At 28.4% G+C, this 19,538-nt stretch carries 22 protein-coding genes; 3 read left to right on the top strand and 19 right to left on the bottom strand.

Features of this window, described 5'->3' with window-relative positions; genetic code table 11:
* Nucleotides 1-25 precede the first annotated feature (25 nt).
* The 3 genes from QK892_RS14310 to QK892_RS14300 form a co-directional block, all read right to left on the bottom strand.
* Nucleotides 26-238 carry a hypothetical protein gene (locus QK892_RS14310; RefSeq protein WP_317274224.1) on the bottom strand — a complete coding sequence of 71 codons (213 nt, stop codon included), beginning with the start codon at nucleotides 236-238 and terminating at the stop codon, nucleotides 26-28.
* Nucleotides 239-779: 541 nt separating this feature from the next.
* Nucleotides 780-1,493 carry a LytR/AlgR family response regulator transcription factor gene (locus QK892_RS14305; RefSeq protein ID WP_317274223.1) on the bottom strand — a complete coding sequence of 238 codons (714 nt, stop codon included), beginning with the start codon at nucleotides 1,491-1,493 and terminating at the stop codon, nucleotides 780-782.
* Between the two features lie 118 nt (nucleotides 1,494-1,611).
* Nucleotides 1,612-2,424 carry a dimethylarginine dimethylaminohydrolase family protein gene (locus QK892_RS14300; RefSeq protein WP_317274222.1) on the bottom strand — a complete coding sequence of 271 codons (813 nt, stop codon included), beginning with the start codon at nucleotides 2,422-2,424 and terminating at the stop codon, nucleotides 1,612-1,614.
* Between the two features lie 184 nt (nucleotides 2,425-2,608).
* Between QK892_RS14300 and QK892_RS14295 the strand changes: the two genes are divergently transcribed.
* Nucleotides 2,609-3,946, top strand: coding sequence for an MATE family efflux transporter (locus tag QK892_RS14295; protein WP_317274221.1), 1,338 nt, complete (start codon nucleotides 2,609-2,611; stop codon nucleotides 3,944-3,946).
* 99 nt (nucleotides 3,947-4,045) lie between these two features.
* Here the strand turns inward: QK892_RS14295 and QK892_RS14290 are convergent, their stop codons facing one another.
* Together QK892_RS14290 and QK892_RS14285 are read right to left on the bottom strand one after the other, a co-directional pair.
* Nucleotides 4,046-4,768: a glycerophosphodiester phosphodiesterase gene (locus QK892_RS14290; RefSeq protein WP_317274220.1), complete on the bottom strand. Its 723-nt coding sequence runs from the start codon at nucleotides 4,766-4,768 to the stop codon at nucleotides 4,046-4,048.
* A gap of 16 nt (nucleotides 4,769-4,784) precedes the next feature.
* A complete protein-coding gene (locus QK892_RS14285; protein ID WP_394855038.1) occupies nucleotides 4,785-5,216 on the bottom strand; it encodes a ribosomal maturation YjgA family protein in 432 nt (143 codons plus the stop codon).
* 180 nt (nucleotides 5,217-5,396) lie between these two features.
* Here QK892_RS14285 and QK892_RS14280 point away from each other — a divergent pair, with 180 nt between their 5' ends.
* Entirely contained in the window at nucleotides 5,397-5,738 is a 342-nt protein-coding gene (locus tag QK892_RS14280) for a hypothetical protein (RefSeq protein WP_317274219.1), read from the top strand.
* A gap of 120 nt (nucleotides 5,739-5,858) precedes the next feature.
* On the opposite strand, the gene QK892_RS14275 is transcribed toward QK892_RS14280, so the two are convergent.
* Nucleotides 5,859-6,476, bottom strand: a complete 618-nt coding sequence (locus tag QK892_RS14275) for a superoxide dismutase (protein ID WP_317274218.1) — start codon at nucleotides 6,474-6,476, stop codon at nucleotides 5,859-5,861.
* 219 nt (nucleotides 6,477-6,695) lie between these two features.
* The gene (locus QK892_RS14270; protein WP_317274217.1) at nucleotides 6,696-7,313 is read right to left on the bottom strand and encodes a superoxide dismutase; all 618 of its coding nucleotides are present in this window, start codon (nucleotides 7,311-7,313) and stop codon (nucleotides 6,696-6,698) included.
* A gap of 239 nt (nucleotides 7,314-7,552) precedes the next feature.
* Here QK892_RS14270 and QK892_RS14265 point away from each other — a divergent pair, with 239 nt between their 5' ends.
* The gene (locus QK892_RS14265; RefSeq protein ID WP_317274216.1) at nucleotides 7,553-9,319 is read left to right on the top strand and encodes an urease accessory protein UreH domain-containing protein; all 1,767 of its coding nucleotides are present in this window, start codon (nucleotides 7,553-7,555) and stop codon (nucleotides 9,317-9,319) included.
* A gap of 34 nt (nucleotides 9,320-9,353) precedes the next feature.
* Here the strand turns inward: QK892_RS14265 and QK892_RS14260 are convergent, their stop codons facing one another.
* The 12 genes from QK892_RS14260 to QK892_RS14205 form a co-directional block, all read right to left on the bottom strand.
* Nucleotides 9,354-10,721: a sensor histidine kinase gene (locus QK892_RS14260; protein WP_317274215.1), complete on the bottom strand. Its 1,368-nt coding sequence runs from the start codon at nucleotides 10,719-10,721 to the stop codon at nucleotides 9,354-9,356.
* Nucleotides 10,722-11,405 (bottom strand): response regulator transcription factor, encoded by a 684-nt coding sequence (locus tag QK892_RS14255; protein ID WP_317274214.1) that lies wholly within the window; start codon nucleotides 11,403-11,405, stop codon nucleotides 10,722-10,724.
* A gap of 107 nt (nucleotides 11,406-11,512) precedes the next feature.
* Complete coding sequence (locus QK892_RS14250) at nucleotides 11,513-11,899, bottom strand: zinc-ribbon domain-containing protein (RefSeq protein ID WP_317274213.1); 387 nt, start codon at nucleotides 11,897-11,899, stop codon at nucleotides 11,513-11,515.
* 242 nt (nucleotides 11,900-12,141) lie between these two features.
* A complete protein-coding gene (locus QK892_RS14245) occupies nucleotides 12,142-12,336 on the bottom strand; it encodes a hypothetical protein (RefSeq protein WP_317274212.1) in 195 nt (64 codons plus the stop codon).
* A 316-nt stretch (nucleotides 12,337-12,652) separates the two neighbouring features.
* Nucleotides 12,653-13,183, bottom strand: a complete 531-nt coding sequence (locus QK892_RS14240; protein ID WP_317274211.1) for a 2-oxoacid:acceptor oxidoreductase family protein — start codon at nucleotides 13,181-13,183, stop codon at nucleotides 12,653-12,655.
* Nucleotides 13,184-13,933 carry a thiamine pyrophosphate-dependent enzyme gene (locus QK892_RS14235; RefSeq protein ID WP_317274210.1) on the bottom strand — a complete coding sequence of 250 codons (750 nt, stop codon included), beginning with the start codon at nucleotides 13,931-13,933 and terminating at the stop codon, nucleotides 13,184-13,186. It abuts the gene before it with no gap.
* Between the two features lies 1 nt (nucleotide 13,934).
* A complete protein-coding gene (locus QK892_RS14230; RefSeq protein ID WP_317274209.1) occupies nucleotides 13,935-15,002 on the bottom strand; it encodes a 3-methyl-2-oxobutanoate dehydrogenase subunit VorB in 1,068 nt (355 codons plus the stop codon).
* 9 nt (nucleotides 15,003-15,011) lie between these two features.
* Nucleotides 15,012-15,221: a 4Fe-4S dicluster domain-containing protein gene (locus QK892_RS14225; protein WP_317274208.1), complete on the bottom strand. Its 210-nt coding sequence runs from the start codon at nucleotides 15,219-15,221 to the stop codon at nucleotides 15,012-15,014.
* A 14-nt stretch (nucleotides 15,222-15,235) separates the two neighbouring features.
* Complete coding sequence (locus tag QK892_RS14220) at nucleotides 15,236-15,901, bottom strand: nucleotide-binding protein (RefSeq protein ID WP_317274207.1); 666 nt, start codon at nucleotides 15,899-15,901, stop codon at nucleotides 15,236-15,238.
* Nucleotides 15,902-16,181: 280 nt separating this feature from the next.
* Nucleotides 16,182-17,168 (bottom strand): NAD(P)-dependent oxidoreductase, encoded by a 987-nt coding sequence (locus QK892_RS14215; protein WP_317274206.1) that lies wholly within the window; start codon nucleotides 17,166-17,168, stop codon nucleotides 16,182-16,184.
* A 4-nt stretch (nucleotides 17,169-17,172) separates the two neighbouring features.
* Nucleotides 17,173-18,027, bottom strand: coding sequence for a dimethylarginine dimethylaminohydrolase family protein (locus QK892_RS14210; RefSeq protein WP_317274205.1), 855 nt, complete (start codon nucleotides 18,025-18,027; stop codon nucleotides 17,173-17,175).
* A 16-nt stretch (nucleotides 18,028-18,043) separates the two neighbouring features.
* Complete coding sequence (locus QK892_RS14205; RefSeq protein WP_317274204.1) at nucleotides 18,044-19,531, bottom strand: YfcC family protein; 1,488 nt, start codon at nucleotides 19,529-19,531, stop codon at nucleotides 18,044-18,046.
* Nucleotides 19,532-19,538 lie beyond the last annotated feature (7 nt).

Genomic DNA, 19,538 nt, shown 5'->3' with positions numbered 1-19,538 from the left:
CTCATTTTCTACTTTGTATCTTTATCTATATCTGCTCGTGCCCGGGGGTGTTTGTGGGATGCTCTGAATCCCACTTGTTATTTGCTACATAAGCTGCTAAAGCAGCTATTATCCCACATAATATTACCTTTAGCAAATTATTTATTTGATAATTTAACTTATCTAATATTATAGCTATAACAATTAATAATATAAAAGTTAATATACCAACAATAATAGCTCTTTTAGCCCTCTTCATTTTATTACCTACTTTCTTAAATTATATTAAAAAGCTTCTTCTTCCTGGTATCCATCCATTTCCTATAAAATAATAAGCGTCCATGTTTAAATGTCCTGTAGTCGCATCTGAGAACCAACACCCAAGTATTCCACCAATAACTCCTCCTACTGCAGCTCCTGCTATTGTACCTAACCCTAGTATTGCGCTTCCTATAAAAATTAAATTAAAGAATCCTATATATGCTATTAATATTCTATCTTTTCCTTATTACAAAATACTTTTCATCTTCCCTCCCCCTAAGCTTTAAGTATCTGCTTGTGTCCGAGGGCGATTGTGGGGTTCTTAAATCCCACTTGCTAATTATATAATAGAATAATCTTTATTGGTAAATATAAGCTTTAAATGCAAAAAATTAAGCTTTAAATGAATTTATAAACTCATTTAAAGCTAGATATCTTATTATCTACTTTATGCCCGGGGATGCTTGTGGAGTACTCCTTATCTTTAATCCATAAAAAAAGATAGAATTCTTCACGAATTCTATCTCTTAATTAAAATCTTATTTTAATATTGATAAATTATTTCTGAAACTATAGCTTAAATCAGCCTTTTTATCATAATTATAAAAACCTATTTCCCATAGCTTTGAATTAACTTTTTTTACGTCTTTCATATTATCCAAATTAATAGCATAGGATTTATGTGTTCTTATAATATTTTTATAGTTTATTTCTTTTATAATATTTTCTATACCGCTTGTTCTTATATTAATAGAACCAATTTTGGTATGTATTATACACTTTTTCAAGTAGTATTCTAAAAATAAAATATCTTTATGATATATTTTTATTTGATCTCCATTTACATCTTTGAAAAAAATATAATTATTATTTTCCCTCTTTTTTAAATGCCTTAAAAACTTTTCTACTATTTCATATACCCTTTCAATAGTATATGGCTTTAATAAATAATCAAAGCAATTAACTTCCTTTAAGGCTTCAACTATATATGATACTTGCCCACTAATAAAAACTATTGGACTTATCTCATACTTTTCTATTTTTCTTATATATTTTGCAAAATCTAACCCTGATCCTTCCCTTAATTTAATATCAAGAAAAAATAAATCTATTATATCCCCATTCTCTATAATTTTTTTTGCTTCCTCTTCAGTCCTAGCTTCATATACCCTCACATCTAAAAATTTTTTCTCAATGCATATTTTTAACATTTCTCTTTGATTAACTTCATCTTCTAATACCAAAATATTCATATAATTACCCCTAACATAAATATACAATATTTTCTATTTTATATTATTTTTCAGTTTTTGTAAATATATAGAAGTTGGTATCGTATATTAACACTATTTGTTGGTATATCTGTGTGATTTATATCCTTTCAATAAACATGCTTGAGCAACCCAAACTTCCTTTACTCTTAATTATTTCGCTATAATCTACATATTCAACTTCATATCCTTTTTCTTCAAGTAATTCACTAACAACTTTATTACTACTTATTAACTTTCTATTCCCTAAGTATACATAATTAGTTCCAAAATTATCTGCATCTTTTTTAGATATTTCGTATAAATTCTTAATATGCTCTTCTATTATCTTTCTATCGTAAACATAAGGTGATATAACTCCACTATCCTTATCTAAGGTATTAAAAACACAATCCAAGTGTATTTTACTAGCATCAAAATTTATTGGAATAACTTTAGAATTATTTCCCATACTTATTAAAGATTCTTGAAGCTCATTTGCTGCTTCAATAGTTGTTCTACTGCTTATTCCTACAAAAACAACATTTTGATACTTTAGAACATCTCCGCCTTCTATATTATTAGTCATTTCATAATACTTTATATTATTATCTTTTATAAAACTCATAAAACTTTCAGTTTCAATTTGTCTCTCTTTTTGCTTCATTTTACTTATGAAAAGTACATCATCTATTACAAATCCTATATCTTGAGCAAAAACTTGTTGAGTAGCATTTTTATTTATATCTATAAAATATAGTTTTATACTATTTTTACTTAAAGTATTTATAAAATTATTATATTGTCTATACATTAAATCATAATCTATCTTGTTATAATACTCACTGCTTTTATTTATTATCTTAAAATTAACTGGATAACATAGTACACAAGCTTTTAAATCATCGCTTTGGGAATAATTATATACCTTCATACTTAACTCTCCTTTATTTAAATAATCTATTTTTATAATTTGAAAATAAACTATATAATATACCCTTCTACTAAATCATAACTAAATTTTTTCTAGATCTTCTTTATAATCCTCCTATTGACTCCCCTGTACTTGATACTTTAATATAGAAAAAGTGAAATTTTAACTAATATAGGAGGCTCAAATGACTAATTCACTTGGAAAGAAAATTACTTTTTTTAACTTAATTAAATTAACATTACCTTCAGTCATAATGATGATTTTCTTTTCTCTTTATACAATTATAGATGGAATTTTTGTATCTAGGTATGTTGGATCTAATGCTTTATCTGCAATAAATATAGTATTTCCTATCTTATCTTTATTAATAGGTATTAGCATTATGCTAGCTACTGGCGGAAGTGCAATAGTTGCAAAATTAATGGGAGAGGGAAAAAATCAAGAAGCAAGAGAAAACTTCACTTTAATAGTTTTAACATCCATAGTATCAGGTATAGTCATCGCAATACTTTGTTTTATATTTATAGATAAGATTATATACTTACTTGGTGGTACTGAAAGTTTATATAGAAATGCATATATTTATATAGTAACAATGTTAATATTTACTCCTGCTCTTATTTTAAAAATGCTTTTTGACTACTTTTTAATAACAGCTGGAGAGCCTAAGCTTGGATTAATAAGTTCTATTATAGGTGGAGTAACAAATATAGTTTTAGATTATATATTTATAGTTCCTCTAAATATGGGCTTAGTTGGTGCTGCATTAGCTACCTCTATTGGATACTTACTACCATCAATTATTGGTGTAGTATATTTCTTTAATAAGAAAAATAACCTACATTTCGTAAAACCTAAATTTAATATTAAAACTATTATTAATAGTTGTAGTAATGGATCTTCAGAAATGGTTACTCAAGCCTCTACTGCAGTTACTACATTTTTATATAATATAATTATGCTTAAGCATTTAGGTGAAGAAGGTGTTGCTGCAATAACTATAATTTTATATGTTCAATTTTTATTAGCTGCAGCATATCTAGGATTTACTTCTGGTGCATCACCTCGTATCAGCTATAATTTAGGAAAAAAAGATAAACATGAATTAACAAAAATTATTAGCTATAGTTATATTATTATTGGATTATTTTCTGTAGTAACCTTTGTTCTTTCAAAGGTACTTGGTCCAAGAGTAATTTCTATTTTTGCAGGAAATGGTACTGAAGTCTTTAACATTACTTTAGATGGGTTTAATACTTTCCAATTAAGCTTTCTATTATGCGGATTAAATATATTTGCTTCTGGAATGTTTACAGCTTTATCTAACGGTAAAGTTTCTGCACTACTATCTGTACTTAGAACTTTTGTATTTTTATCTATAGGAATATTATTCCTACCAAGTATATTGGGAGTAGATGGTATATGGATTGCAGTTCCTTTAGCAGAACTTTTAACTTTAGCATTTTCTATATTCTATACTTATAAACATAAAAATACATATGGATATAGTTTTAATGTATAATGTAGAATGTAAAATGTAGAATTAAGGAGGAAACTCCTTGCGGAGTTTCTAAAATAGATATGTTTTTAAATGGAGCTGTTAACTCAGCTCCATTATGTTTTATTTATCTTCTTTTAAGATTTCATTTAATAGTCCTGGGTAATCTGTAAATGCACCATCTACTCCATTTTTAATTAATAATCTCATATGCATAGGATCATTGACAGTATATATATTAACCATTAAATCATTCTCGTGAGCTTCTTTAATTAACTCTTCAGACACAAGTTTCAAGTCTGGATGAATTGAGTAAGCACCAAGAGATTTAGCATATTCAACTACATTTTTAATAGGCTTATAATATAACACACCAGTTTTTATATTACTAATTGATTTTACTAATTTTATTGATTCATGATTAAAACTAGATATTATAATTTTATCTTCTATTCCATAACTTTTTATTAAATTAACTACATCTTCTTCTATTCCTTCATAGTGAAATATATCTGTTTTTAATTCTATATTTAAAATAATATTTGTATCTTTTACTAATTCTAAGACTTCTTCTAATGTAGGTATTTTACATTCTTCATTATCCCTAAAAGGCTTTTTTCTATTTTTAAAGCTTTTAAGTTCTTCTAAAGTAAAATCCTTAATTAATCCTCTTCCCATAAAAGTACGTTCTATATCTTCATCATGGATAACAACAAGTTTATTATCTTTGCTTTTATGAACATCAATTTCTATCCCACTTGCCCCTGATTTTATTCCTTCTTTTAAAGCAAGTATTGTATTTTCAGGATAATCAGAGCTTGCTCCCCTATGTGCAAAATTTATCATATTTCTCCTCCTTATATTAATTAAACCTTATATTAAATGTACATTTATCTATCAATATTCCTATAAATATACCTATGGTATAACAAATTAAATCAGAAAATAAAAATCCATGTCCTAATATTAATGCTCCTATTAAAGTACTTCTTATTTCATTAATCCAATTTCCTTGATAAAGTTGTGAGATTTCTATTCCATAAGAAAATATTAATGACAATACTGTAATCTTTTTTATAGTAAATCCATTAAATAAAAAAGCTAATCCTAAATAAACCATAGTTGCCCATAAGATATCTCCTGCATACTTACCTATAAAGCTAGGTAAATAAGCAATATATTTTCTTGATGCTAATCCTAATAACATTATAATTAAAGTCAAAAATAAATAAATTGCTCTATTTCTAACTATATTTCTTTTATTCTCATTTAAGTAAGCTTTAAAATTTGTCATTTAATATATCCTCATACTTCTATTAATTATATATTATAAAGATATTATCATAATTATTCATTATTTAATAGCTTATGTTTTCCAATCTTTAATTATTTGATTGAAAATTATGAAACCTCATTATATAATGCATTCTATAATCACAATTAATTACCAACGTAAATAAATAGGAGGATTACAATGGGCTTTTTAGATGAATGTTTGAAATATGCTCTAACAGAAGGTGCAAAAGCATTAGGTGGATTTATTGATACAAAATTAAGTGGATATAAATATAATGTCAATTGTCCTCACTGCAATACAACTTTAGGGGTTAATGAAACAGGTATAGTTACTTGTGAAAGATGTAATAATCATTTCGCTTATAAACCTAACTACAAAACTGTCTGTAGATGTTCTTATTGTAGAGAATATACAATTTTCAAAAAAACACTACTTCAAAATACATTTGAATGTGAAAACTGTAAAAGAGAAATTCCAATATCTAATAATAAAATGAGTCCCAAATATATTATAGAATAGTATATTTTGTACTGATATTAATTAACTATAATGACTATATATAATATAGCATTCGCTAAATACAAAAAGTACACCGTATAGATGTACTTTCTTTATATACTAATATTATTAATTTACTTTTTATATGTTATGACAATCCTCATAAAGACCTTGAACTTTTTCCCAATCTATAACATTCCATATGTTCTTAACATAATCTGCTCTTAAATTCTTATATTTTAAGTAATATGCATGTTCCCATACATCAATAGTTAGAATTGGAATTAAATCATCCATAACTGGTGAATTTTGATTTACTCTTTTAACTATTGATAGTTTTTGATCCTTATCTTTAACCAAGAATCCATATCCAGATCCAAATTGAGATATAGCTGCATTAGATAATTCTTCTTTCAACTTTTCTAAACTTCCAAAGGTTTTATTAATTTCTTCTAGTAATTTACCTTCTGGCTCCTTCTTTGGATTAGGAGAAAGTATCGAGAAATATAAGTTGTGATTTGATACTCCTCCACCATTATTAACTACTGCTGCTCTTATTTCTTCAGGTAAATCAGCAATATTTTTTATTAATTGATCTAATGTTTTTCCTTTTGTGTACTCTTCATATCCTTCTAGAGCCTTATTTAAATTTGTTTCATAAGTTTGAAGATGCTTGCTATAATGTGTTTTAACCGTTTCTTCATCTATATAAGGTTCTAGTGCATTAAAATCATAAGGTAATGTTATTTTGTTATACATAATTTCTCTCCTTTATTTTACGTTTTACTACAATATATAGATTTATTAGTAGTTCATTTTAACTTATCCTTAATATGTAATTTTTATTCATCTAAGTAATTTTACTTATTACCATTCTATTATCAGATCATAGTAAAATTAATAAATACACTTTTAAACTAAAAAATAAAAGTGCACCATTAGATGCACTTTTTACTTTATACTATGTTTATTTTAATTTTATATATTGTAAGACTCTTCGTAAAGTTCTTCAACTTTTCCCCAGTCTAATACATTCCATATATTCTTTACATAATCAGCTCTTAAATTCTTATATTTTAAGTAATACGCATGTTCCCATACATCAATACCTAGAACTGGTACTAAACCATCCATATATGGTGAATTTTGATTTGCGTTCTTAACTATTGATAATTTTCCATCTTTATCTTTAACTAAGAATGCAAAACCTGCTCCAAATAAAGTTACTGATGCATTATTTAATTCTTCTTTTAAATTATCCACACTACCAAAAGTTTTATTAATTTCTTCTAATAATTTACCTTCTGGAGCCTTCTTTGGATTTGGAGAAAGTATTGAGAAATAAAGATTGTGGTTTGATACTCCACCACCATTATTAACAACTGCTGTTTTTACTGCTTCTGGTAAATCAGCAACATTTTTTAATAATTGTTCTAATGTTTTTCCTTCTGTAAATTTCTCATGACCTTCTAAAGCCTTATTTAAATTTGTTTCATATGCTGTATGGTGCTTACCATAATGTGTTCTCATAGTTTCTTCATCGATATATGGTTCTAATGCATTAAAATCATATGACAATTCTATTTTTTTATACATAAATTTCTCCTCCTTATGTGTTTTTTTTAATTATATCATACACTTTTCTGAATTTCCACACAATTTATAATAATTTTCATTTAATAGTAATTATCATTAAATATTATATATCTCCAAATTATATAATAAGCTTTATTTATAATTTCTATTCATCCATTTATTTACTGATAATAATTATCTTCATAAAAATAACACAACTATTTTATATACTTTTTTTAATTAGTAATTAGGAGGATATCATGAGTATTAAAAAAGAGAAAATCAAAGTTTATGAAATGACTTGCACGTCATGTGAAAAAAGAATTGAAAACTCTGTAAAAAAAATTAATGGAGTAATGAATGCAAAGGCAAGCTATACTAAAGAAACCTTAGAAATTGAATATGATAATAATCTATGTACACTAGATGAAATAAAAAAATCTATAAATAAGGCTGGGTACCCTACTGAATCTTCAAGCAACTTTGAACTTATAGGAATACTTGTAATAATATTTATTATATTATTTTTAGGCTCTAGAACTAGCGGTTTTGATATGGAATCGAAACTTAGCAATGCTTCATATGCCTTTTTATTTATAGTTGGAATATTTACTTCTATTCATTGTGTAGGAATGTGTGGAGGTATAATGCTTTCTCAAAGCCTATCATTTGCTAGTGAAAAAAAATCTAAATTTAAAGCAATAGCTCCTTCTCTATTGTATAACCTTGGAAGAGTTATTTCTTATACTATTTTAGGAGGAATTATAGGTGGTATAGGTTCAGTATTTTCACTATCAATTTCTGCAAAAGCATTTATTCAAATATTTGCAGGAATATTTATGATTATAATGGGTTTAAACATATCTGGCTTCAAATTTTTTAGAAGGTTTAGCATAAAGATACCTAACTTCTTATCTAAGTATAAAAGAAAATTTAATTCTCCTTTTATTGTAGGACTTTTAAATGGGTTCATGCCTTGTGGTCCACTACAGACTATGCAGCTTTTTGCCCTCGGTACTGGAAGTGCTTTAAAAGGTGCTTTATCAATGTTCATATTTGCCTTAGGTACAGTTCCTCTAATGCTTACTTTCGGGGCAATCTCTGGTTTATTAAGTAAAGGATATACTAAAAAACTTCTTAAGCTTAGTGGCGTTCTTATTATAGTACTAGGAGTTATAATGGGTAATAGAGGCTTAGCTCTTTCTGGAATAAATTTAAACCCATTAACCTTTATTATGAAAGATTCCTATACATCAAATTCTAGTAATGATTCATCCATAGCAGTAATAGAGGATGGAGTTCAAGTTATAAATATGACTGCTAATAATAATGGTTATAGTCCTAATGTATTTTATGTCCAAAAGGGGGTTCCTGTTAAGTGGGTAATTAATGGTGAAAGCCTTAACTATTGCAATAACTCTATAGTAGCTAACTCATTAAATATTCAAGAAAAACTTAAGAGCGGAGAAAATGTAATAGAATTTACGCCTGATGATAAAGATATAAATTTCAGTTGTTGGATGGGAATGATTCGAGGAGTTATTAAAGTAGTTGATGACCTCGCTTCAGTAGATACATCTAAGAATGATCCTTCGCTTCCTAGTGCAAGTAATGGACCTAGCTGTTGTGCTGTTCCACTAAATGATTCACCAGTTTATCCAGAAGCTTTAATTACAACTTCCAAAGTAACTGAGGAATTCCAAACAGCCATTATAAGCGGTGTTGGTAACCAAATCCAACCATTAATATTAGTTGCTAAAACTGATTTAGACTTTAATCTTACAATAGATTTAACTAATTATACTAATTATGAAGGTGAATTTACAATATCTAGTATCAAAGATGGAAGTACAGTAACTTCCTTTGTTGGACAAAAGTCAATATTCGAAATACCATTAAACTTTGATTCTCCTGGAGGATATGCAATAACTAAGAACGGGGAAATTCTTAATATAATCGAAGCTGTTGCTGACATGGATAATATAAATCTTGATAGTATTGTAAATAAATATATTAGTTTCAACTAGATAATTTTAAGGAGCTGCCTAGGCAGCTCCTTTTCTATATTGTATCAAATATAATCTTAAATATTGTTCCACTGCCTTCTTTAGACTCTACTTCTATATTAGCATAATGTAAACTTAATATTTTCTTTACTATAGTTAATCCTATTCCATTTCCTTCTATTTTTTGGCGACTTTTATCCCCTCTATATAACCTTTCAAATATAAATGGTAAATCTTCTTCTTTTATTCCTATTCCTGTGTCTATAACTTCCACTATTACCTTATTATTATCTTTATATAAATTAATTCTTACACTTCCATCTCTATCTGTAAATTTGATTGCATTAGTTATTAAATTTATAAATACTTGTCTTAACTTATGTCTATCACCAAGAATAATGTAAGATTCATTTTTTTCTATATTATAGTCAAAATCTATATTTTTACTCTTAGATTCCAAATAAAAATCTTCGACTAATTCAATAACAAATTCATCTAATAAAATTTCTTCAAGTTCTAGATTAATACTTTCATCTTCAAATTCTTTTAATACATCTAGGTTATTTAGTAGCTTACCAAATCGCACTACCTCATCGTTTAAAGAAGCTAACCTTTGATTAGATACTGGGAAAATCCCATCTATCATTGCTTCTAGATTATTTTGAAGAACATTAAGTGGTGTTCTTATCTCATGAGATATATCTGATATAAGCCTCTTCCTTAACATATCTTGATTCTTTAGCTTCTCACCCAATATATTTATACTCTCTCTTAATTCCTCAATTTCTTCAATATCACTTTCTGTATTAGATTTTGCTTCAAAGTCTCCTCTTGAAAGTCTTTTTGATATACTTGCTACCTTTTTTATTGGAATTGATAATTGCTTTGAAATATACAAGCTTATTATAATTATAATCAATAATGTTACTATTCCACTTAATACAATACTTTTATTTATAGATGATTTAAATTCCATATCCTCTTCTGTTAATAATACAGAAGAATACTGCCCAACTTCTATACTACCTACAATTTCTCCATTTACAACAATATCAAAATTTTTAGTAACATATACTCCGTTATCTTCCGTAGTCATATTCTTAAAATGACTAGCATTTCTTATATCTGATGGATCCATCCCCCAAACTACATTTCCATTAGAATCTCTTAAAGTTAAACAGTAATTGCTCATATAAGCTTCATGCATTACCTCAATAGCTGAGTTATTGGTCCATTTTTTATCCCTTTTATAAACCTCTTCAAAATATGAAACTATTCTCTCATTTCTCTTATCCTGAATATCTATCATATACTTATTAAATTTATTATTAATAGTTGAATTAACAAATAATATAATTAATATAATTGCTGATATCGATGATATTAAAAATGATATACTTAGTCTTTTTCTTATACTTTGCATTTAAATATCACCGCCAAATTTATATCCTACTTTTGTAACTGTTATTATATACTTTGGATTTTTAGTATCATCTTCTATTTTCTTTCTTATATTCTTTATATGTACATCTATAGTTCTATCATATCCATCAAAATCAATTCCAAAGATCTTTTCAATTAATTGCTCTCTTGATAATACCTTACCCTTATTAAGTAATAAGGTATATAAAATATCGAACTCACTTGGTGTAAATGGTATTTCTTTTCCATGTACCTCAACTATTCTCTTTTCATAATCTATCCTTAAAATTCCATCATTAAAAATATCATTTATTTTTTTACTTGTATTTATTCTTCTAAAAAGAGCATTCACCCTTGCTGTAAGTTCCCTTGGACTAAATGGCTTAACTAAATATTCATCAGCCCCTATATCTAAGCCCATAATCCTATCATTCAGACTAGCTTTTGATGTTAACATAAATATATGAACATTAGAAATTTTTCTTATAATTTTACAAACCTCTTCTCCACCTATATCTGGTAGCATTAAATCTAGTATAACAAGTTGAAAGTCTATATCTTTAAAAATTTCTAAAGCTTGTATTCCAGAGTTACATACGCTTACATTATAATTATCTTTTTCTAAATATGCCTTTAGTACATTAGCTACACTTTCTTCATCCTCAATTATTAAAATATTATTCATGTTAAACTCCTTCTCTTAATATTAAGTTATATTGATTTATACAAACTTTATCAAATTCTTTTGAAGGTATTATGAAGATGTTCTAAATATTTATTCCAACTTATATCTTATATCTTATATCCACAGTATGGGCAATACTTATATTCTGAATCAACTACTTTTCCACAATTCTTACAAATATTATTTATATTATAATTATATCCATAAGAATTATTAATCTCATTTAAATCCCAATATGTTAGTTCTATATTTTCTCCTCTTTCTATCATCTTTCCCTTTTCTTTAGAAATAGAAAATATCTTCTTACAGCTTCCACATTCTACATAATATTTTTCATTCCATTTAAAAATAGGTATAAAAAAGAAATGGAAAAATTCATAATGCTTTATAACTCTTCCCATGGTTAATCTATTACAACTCTTACATGTAAGATTATTTATTATTTTAATTTCTTTTTCTTTATTTTCTACGCCAAAGATACCTATAAAAAACATATTATCCTCCTTGTTAAAATTTATAATATATTTTTATTGTATCATTTTTAAAATAAATAAGAAGCTAGAATAATTATTAATTCTAACTTCTTATCATGATTTCATATGTTCTTTTACTTCTTTACTATTATTAATTACTATTTCTACTAAGCTATCATACTTAGCATTAATTTTGAATTCATTTATCATTAAGATATACTCCTCTGTAATTATTTTTGAAATAAGTATAAAAATAATAGTAATTATCCTTTTTTCTTATTTAGGTCATACTTTATTCTTTCCCAAGCATCATAGATATCCTTTTCAATATTGCTTGTGAGTAATCTTTTTTCTTCTTCTGTATATTTTCTTGAGTTATTTATATTTTGTTTCATATAATATAATTCTCTTATATACTTATTTAAACTACAATGCTTCTTGGTATCTACTTTAATCATATTCTCCCCCTCCTTTCAAATTATTCTTCTATATATATTATAGACTGATTTGTTTATTTTTTGTCACTATTATTATAAATTTAATATTATTTAATATATTTTTAAGAAATATTTAGAAGATAAATGTTATATTCCTTGTGACCTCGCGTTGCTCCAAGTCACCGTCATATAACATTTATCTTCTAGTAACTATCGGTTAAAATTAAGCAAGCTTAATTTAGAAATGTATATTCCTTGTTCCGTCCGTTGGCTCCATGTTACCGTCATATAACATTTATCTTATTACTAATATCGTTTAACATTAAGCAAGCTTAATTTAAATATCTATATTTACACCTAATTCTATTGCTGATTTATTTGATTCATAATACTCTCTCTTACCATGATTCTTAATGGAGTTTAAAACATCCTCTACAGTAATTATATTTAATTTTTTTATTAGGAATCCTAGTAGTATCATATTAGCATTTCTTTTATCTCCAAGCTTCTCGGCTTTTGATTCAGCATTTATCTTATATACATTAACATCACTAAATTTTATTTCACCTTTTATCATATCTGAATCTATTATTAAAGTTCCATTTTTCTTTATTGATTTACTAAACTTATCTAAAGATGGCTTATTCATAACCACAACTACATCTGCTTCTGATATAACAGGTGAGCCAACTTCTTCATCAGAAATTATAACTGAACAATTGGCTGTTCCACCTCTCATTTCAGGGCCATATGATGGTAACCATGAAACATTAAACCCTTTATCCATTGCTGCATAAGCTAAAATTTTACCAACAGTTAAAATCCCTTGTCCACCAAAACCTGCAAATATAATTTCTTTTTTTAGCATCTACTTATCCTCCTTCTTTAAATCTTTCTTAATACCTAAAGGATAATATGGAATCATATTTTCTCTTAGCCACTTTAAAGAATCATTTGGAGATAAGCCCCAATTAGTTGGACATGTTGATAAAACTTCTATAAATGAATATCCTAACCCCTCTATTGAATTGCTAAAAGCCTTCTTAATTGCTTTTTTAGCCTTTGTTAAATTTGCAATATTATCTACACTTACTCTTTCAACATAACATGCACCATCTAAAGTAGAAATCATTTCTGATACCCTTATAGGATAGCCTTGCACCTTAACATCTCTTCCATATGGAGATGTTTCAGTAATTTGTCCTTCTAAGCTAGTAGGTGCCATCTGTCCTCCTGTCATACCATATATGCAATTGTTTACAAAAATAGTTACAATATTCTCTCCTCTTGCTGCTGCATGAATAACTTCTCCAGTACCTATTGCTATTAAATCACCATCTCCTTGATAAGTAAAAACTACTTTATCTGGATTAGCTCTTTTTATACCTGTAGCTACTGCTGGCGCCCTTCCATGTGCTGCTTGAAACATATCACAAGCAAAATAATCATATGCGAGTACAGAACATCCAACCGATGCAACTCCTATAGTTTTATCTAGTACTCCTAATTCTTCTATTACTTCTCCTACTAATTTATGAATTATTCCATGAGTACATCCTGGACAATAATGAGTAGGTACATCTAACAGTGCCTTTGTTGGTTGATAAACAATTCCCATATTACATACCTCCAATGATAGATTTTATATATTCGTATATCTCATCTACTGTTGGTATGATTCCACCTGTTCTACCATAAAATCTAACTTCTTCTTTTCCATTTACAGATAGCTTTACATCTTCCACCATTTGTCCACAGTTCATTTCTACTGATAAATAACCATGTTTACTTTTACCTAAAGTCTTTGTAAAAGCTTCATTAGGAAATGGCCAAGTAGTTATAGGTCTTATTAACCCTAAATTTATACCTTCTTTTTTTGCAAGGCTTATAACGCTTTTGCATATTCTAGCTGTGATTCCATAAGAAACTAATATTAGATCACAGGAGCTTTCACAATTGTATAGTTCATATTTAACTTCATTTTCTTTTATTATCTTATATTTTTCTTGAAGTCTTATATTAAGCTCTTCAAGTTTCTCTGGATTTAACTCTAATGAATTTATTATATTATGCTTGCTTCTCTTTCCTAACCCATTAGCTGCCCAAGTCTTTTCTGGTAACTCTCTTTTTTTATTTTCCTTAAATTCAACACCTTCCATCATTTGTCCTAGCATACCATCTGCCATTATCATTACAGGTGTCCTATATAAATCGCTTACATCAAATGCCTCTGAAATTAAATCTACCATTTCTTGAATAGATGCTGGAGCATAAACTGGTAAATTAAAATCTCCATGTCCTAACCCCTTATTTACAAATAAATAATCTGATTGAGCAGGTTGTATTCCTCCAAGTCCTGGTCCACATCTAACAACATCAACAATTACGCAAGGTACTTCAGCAGCAGCTAAATATGAAATTCCTTCTGTCATTAAACTTATGCCTGGGCTAGATGATGAAGTCATACATCTTACTCCAGTTCCCCCACATCCATAAACCATATTAATAGCAGCAATTTCACTTTCTGCTTGCAAAAAAGCTCCATTAACCTTTGCCATATTCTTTGCCATATATGCTATTAGTTCTGTTTGAGGAGTTATAGGATATCCAAAAAAGCATTTACATCCAGACCTAATAGCTGCTTCAGCTATAGCTTCATTTCCTTTCATTAAAAACTTTTCCCCCATAGTTACTCCCTACCTTTCAATTGTTATTACACAATCTGGACATATTTTCCCACAAGATGCACAAGCTATACATTGAGTCATAAGATCTTCTTCTATTCCAGCTGGATGATATCCCTTACTATTAAAATTTTCTTTAAAGCTTATAATTTTTTTAGGACATATATTTATACAATGCCCGCATCCTTTACATCTTTCCTCTTTAAATATAACCTTAGCCATTTAATTCCTCCTTATTATTCCCAAGGCATGTCCATATATAAATCTATAGGTAATATTTCTGCATTAACCTTATCTTTTATCACCTTTTCAAAATTCCTTGTGCATACAGTGTATTTGTAAGTAATGCTTAAAAACTTAGCTAACTCCAAAGTTTCTATATCTCCTTTCAATATATGCCTAGATTCTGTTTCCTTCATCATGTGAGTATTTGATATAATATCAGTTATTTTTAATCTACTAGCTAATTCTATAGATTTCAGATATTCACTTGCCATTCTACAATTTAAGGTTTCTAGTCTTGAATTATTTAAAACATAATACATTGAATAATCTTCTTCTTTAAAGTACTCGTAATATACTCCTAGAATCCTTGCACCTACATCATCTCCACCAACATCTATCACAACTTCATATGACTTATCGTTAAATACCGATAAAATTCCTCCTGATAATACCATTAGTTCTGCATTAACTAAATCCTTTTTTGTACTTATAACTCTAATTTTGTAATCCTTTACTAAAATCTCTTTAATATCTCTTATACAAAAATAAGGATTTATTATATCCATATCAACTAAGGCTACCTTTTTTCCTTCCTTAGCCATTTTAATAGCATAATTAATTGCAATCTCTGTTTTACCGCTACCAAAGTGTCCAGTAAATATCTTAATCCGACTCACATTAACACTCCTTATTAAACATTCTTATTATTAGTATACTTTATATTTTATTTTACTAGCAATAAAAAGTGTAATTATTGGATACGTTTTATTAGTATTTACAGTAAACTTAATAGATTTGAATAAATCTTTAAAAATTTATTCAAATAAATGTTATATTAATTATGCTAAAAGTAATTACTTAAATTATTAATAATCATACATAAAAATAAAAAGGACCGTCTACGTAAATAATAAAAATCATTTACGAGACAGTCCCATTATATATTTGCTAGATATCCTATGGTTCGTTTACCAATTTAAAAACTTTATCTTTCTTCCCAAGAAGATAATAAACTATATTTTCACATGAAATCCTTTGAAGATCCCTTATGCTGTCATATGAAAAGAATGCTGAATGCGGTGTGATTATTACATTTTCTCTATGAGCTAATTTATGATATTTCAAGTCTGGATTTTCATCATATAAAACATCTAATCCTGCTGCCCTAACCAATCCCTTATCTAAGGCATAAGCTAAATCATCCTCATTAATACTCATGCCTCTACCTAGATTCAATAATATTGGTTTTTTCTGCATCATCTCAAATTCCTTTCTGGTGAAATATGCAGTATTGGATTTATCAAGATTCATATGGTTTGTTATGACATCTGCTGTTCTCAATACACTCTCTTTATCTACTAACTTAACTCCCATACTTTTAGCTAAATCTCTATCCACATTTGGATCATGTGCAATGACTTCCATTCCAAGGCCTTGAGCTAATTTAGCAACAGCCTTTCCTATTTTCCCAAATCCAAATATACCTAGAACCTGATTTCCTATTCTTACAGGGTTGTCTACAGAATTGTATTTCCAAATATGCTTCTCATCTATATCCTTTATATAATGCTTTAAATTTTTATTTAATGCCAGCATAAGTGCAATTGTATGCTCTGCAACATCTAGGGTACAATATTCGCCTACTGGAAATACACCTACCTTGTGCTTTGTAGCTTCCTCTAAATCTACATTATCATAACCAGTTGCATTAATAGAGATACACTTTAATTTCTTGCTTCTATCAAAAACTTCCTTGTCAATTTTAATAAATGCAGTTAGAAGCGCATCTACATCTTCCATCTTATTTAGAAATTCCTCTCTGTTCTCATCTGTATAAACATAAACTTCAGTTTCTACATCAGGTATACTGAATTCTAAAATACTACATTCATAATCGTGCGTAGGCATTAAGCCTGCAACATAGTCGCTTATTAATACTTTCATATCATCATTCCTCCCTATAAATTGGGAATGTCATACAGTGGGGACCTCCTCCTGCTTTTAGAATCTGACATAAATCAACCTCAATAACCTCTACTCCAGCTTCACGAATCTTATCATTAACCTCTTTGTTGTTTTTTATAGCGATTACCTTGTTATTACCTATAGCCTGTACATTACAGCCGTGTTTAGCTACTAACTCTGATGGAACATCTATGATATTGAATCCTCTACGTTCCAACATTTTTATAAAGAAATATGGTAATTCTTTTGTTGCAGCAATACATACTTTAGGTGCTACGATATTAAATACCATATCTAGGTGTAAATTTTCAGGTGGTACAGGAACTCCTACAACTGTATATCCAAATTTTTGTAGTTGTTCTCTCATATTGTCAACCCCTGCAGTATCTGTACGGTCTACTAATCCAAATGCTAATGTATGTTCATCTATCATCCAGAAATCTCCACCCTCAAAACATCCAGCATTACATCTGCATATAACAGGCACTCCCAATTCTTTTAATTTAGCTTCATACACTTTAGTCTCTACCTGTCTTGCAGGGTGCCTGAATTTACCTATAATAGCACCCTCCTTAACCATTGCTCCGAAATCACGGGCAAAAGTCTGAACTTCCATTTTAGGATTAGCTTCTACTTCTACTACTTCAATTCCATTATCTCTGTATGCTTTAAGAAGTCTGTTCCACTCTTCAACCATTAAATCATTCTGTTCTGTTTCTCCTTTTTCCATCCAGCTCTTAGTTATTTCATTAATCGCATTGAATACATAATATTTAGGTGAACAAACCAAAACTTTTTTTAAAACATTAGTCGCATTTGGTACATATACTTTTGACATATTTATCCTCCTTTAACTATGCTATTAGTACTCCTGCTACTAAGAATGCAGCTGATAATACTAATAAACCAATTATGAATTTAATATTTGTTTTTATCCACTGTCCATAACTTATATGTGCAACTTGAGTACATGTCATCACCACTATGGATGTTGGCATTATCATTTTTGCTAATCCTAAAGCCACTAAATACACATTTATCATTATCTCAGGAGGTACATTTGCAAAACCTGCTAGTGCTGACATTATGGACATTGTAGCCGCTGCCAAGCCAGTTGAGCTTGGAATAAGTGATGCTAATATCAAGTAGAATACTAAGCTCAATAATATAAATACTACAGGTGGCAAGCTGCTTAAAGTATTTTCTCCTAAATGTAGAATTGTTGGAGTTATCAATCCATTATCCATAACTACTTGAATACCTCTTGCTAAAGGTACGATAAATGCTGTAGATACTATTCCAGAAGCACCTTTAATTAATATATTTATTATCTTTTCAGCATTGTAATGCATAATGAAACCTGCAACAAAAGTCATTACAATCAGTAACATAGATATTTCATTAAAATACCAATCTCCTAATGGCACCATTCCCTTACCTAGTATAGTACCTAAAATAGGTATTCCTGTTATAAAATTAGTTATATCAGCAAAGAAAGTCCAGTTTGAATTTAATGAAGTCCATGGTACTAACCCGATTATCATGATAATAAATGTTAATGCAAATACAACTAGTATTTTTTTCTGTTCTTTACTCATTTCAATTGTTTCATTAGATACTGGGAATTCTTTAAGGTCCTCTTCCCTTCTAAAAAACTGAGGTGATTTTTTAGGGTTATCTTTAATTTTTTTAGCATACCTACAGATATACCAAGAAATACCTGCCATGAATACTATAAACATAATAACACGCATTACTATTCCTTGACCTGGACTTATTCCTGCTATATCAGATGCTATTCCTACTGAAAATGGATTGATAGTTGATGCCAAACAACCTCCTTGAGTACCAAATACAACAATCATAACCGCAACCATTGTATCTAAGCCCAGTGCCAGGATTACAGGGATAAACATTAATAGGTATACGAAGCCTTCCTCGTATGCTCCTTCAACAGTTCCAAAAATACCCATAGCTATAACTAATATAGTTATTAAAGCATACATATTATTTTGATTTTTTTCTGTAAGTCTCTTTAAAAATAGTTTTATGGCATTTGTTTCATCCATCATTTCTAAGAAACTACCAAATAACATGATAGTCAATGATATTGCAATTGCTCCGCTCATTGTATCAGAACCAATCATACCAATTACAGGAGCCATGAAAATATCCCATAATCCCTGAGGGTTAGATTCAGATAAATGATAAGTTCCTGCTATAGCACGACCAGCTTCATCAAGTTCATATGATCCACCCGGTACAATCCAACTCAAAATAGCAACTACAACTATTACACAAAATATTATTATGTATGTGTTCGGTGCTCTCTTTTTTTTCATTTTCTTC

The sequence above is a fragment of the Clostridium lamae genome, from assembly GCF_033043255.1.
Taxonomy (GTDB): Bacteria; Bacillota; Clostridia; order Clostridiales; family Clostridiaceae; genus Clostridium; species Clostridium lamae.
This window is presented reverse-complemented; position numbering and strand designations above follow the sequence as displayed.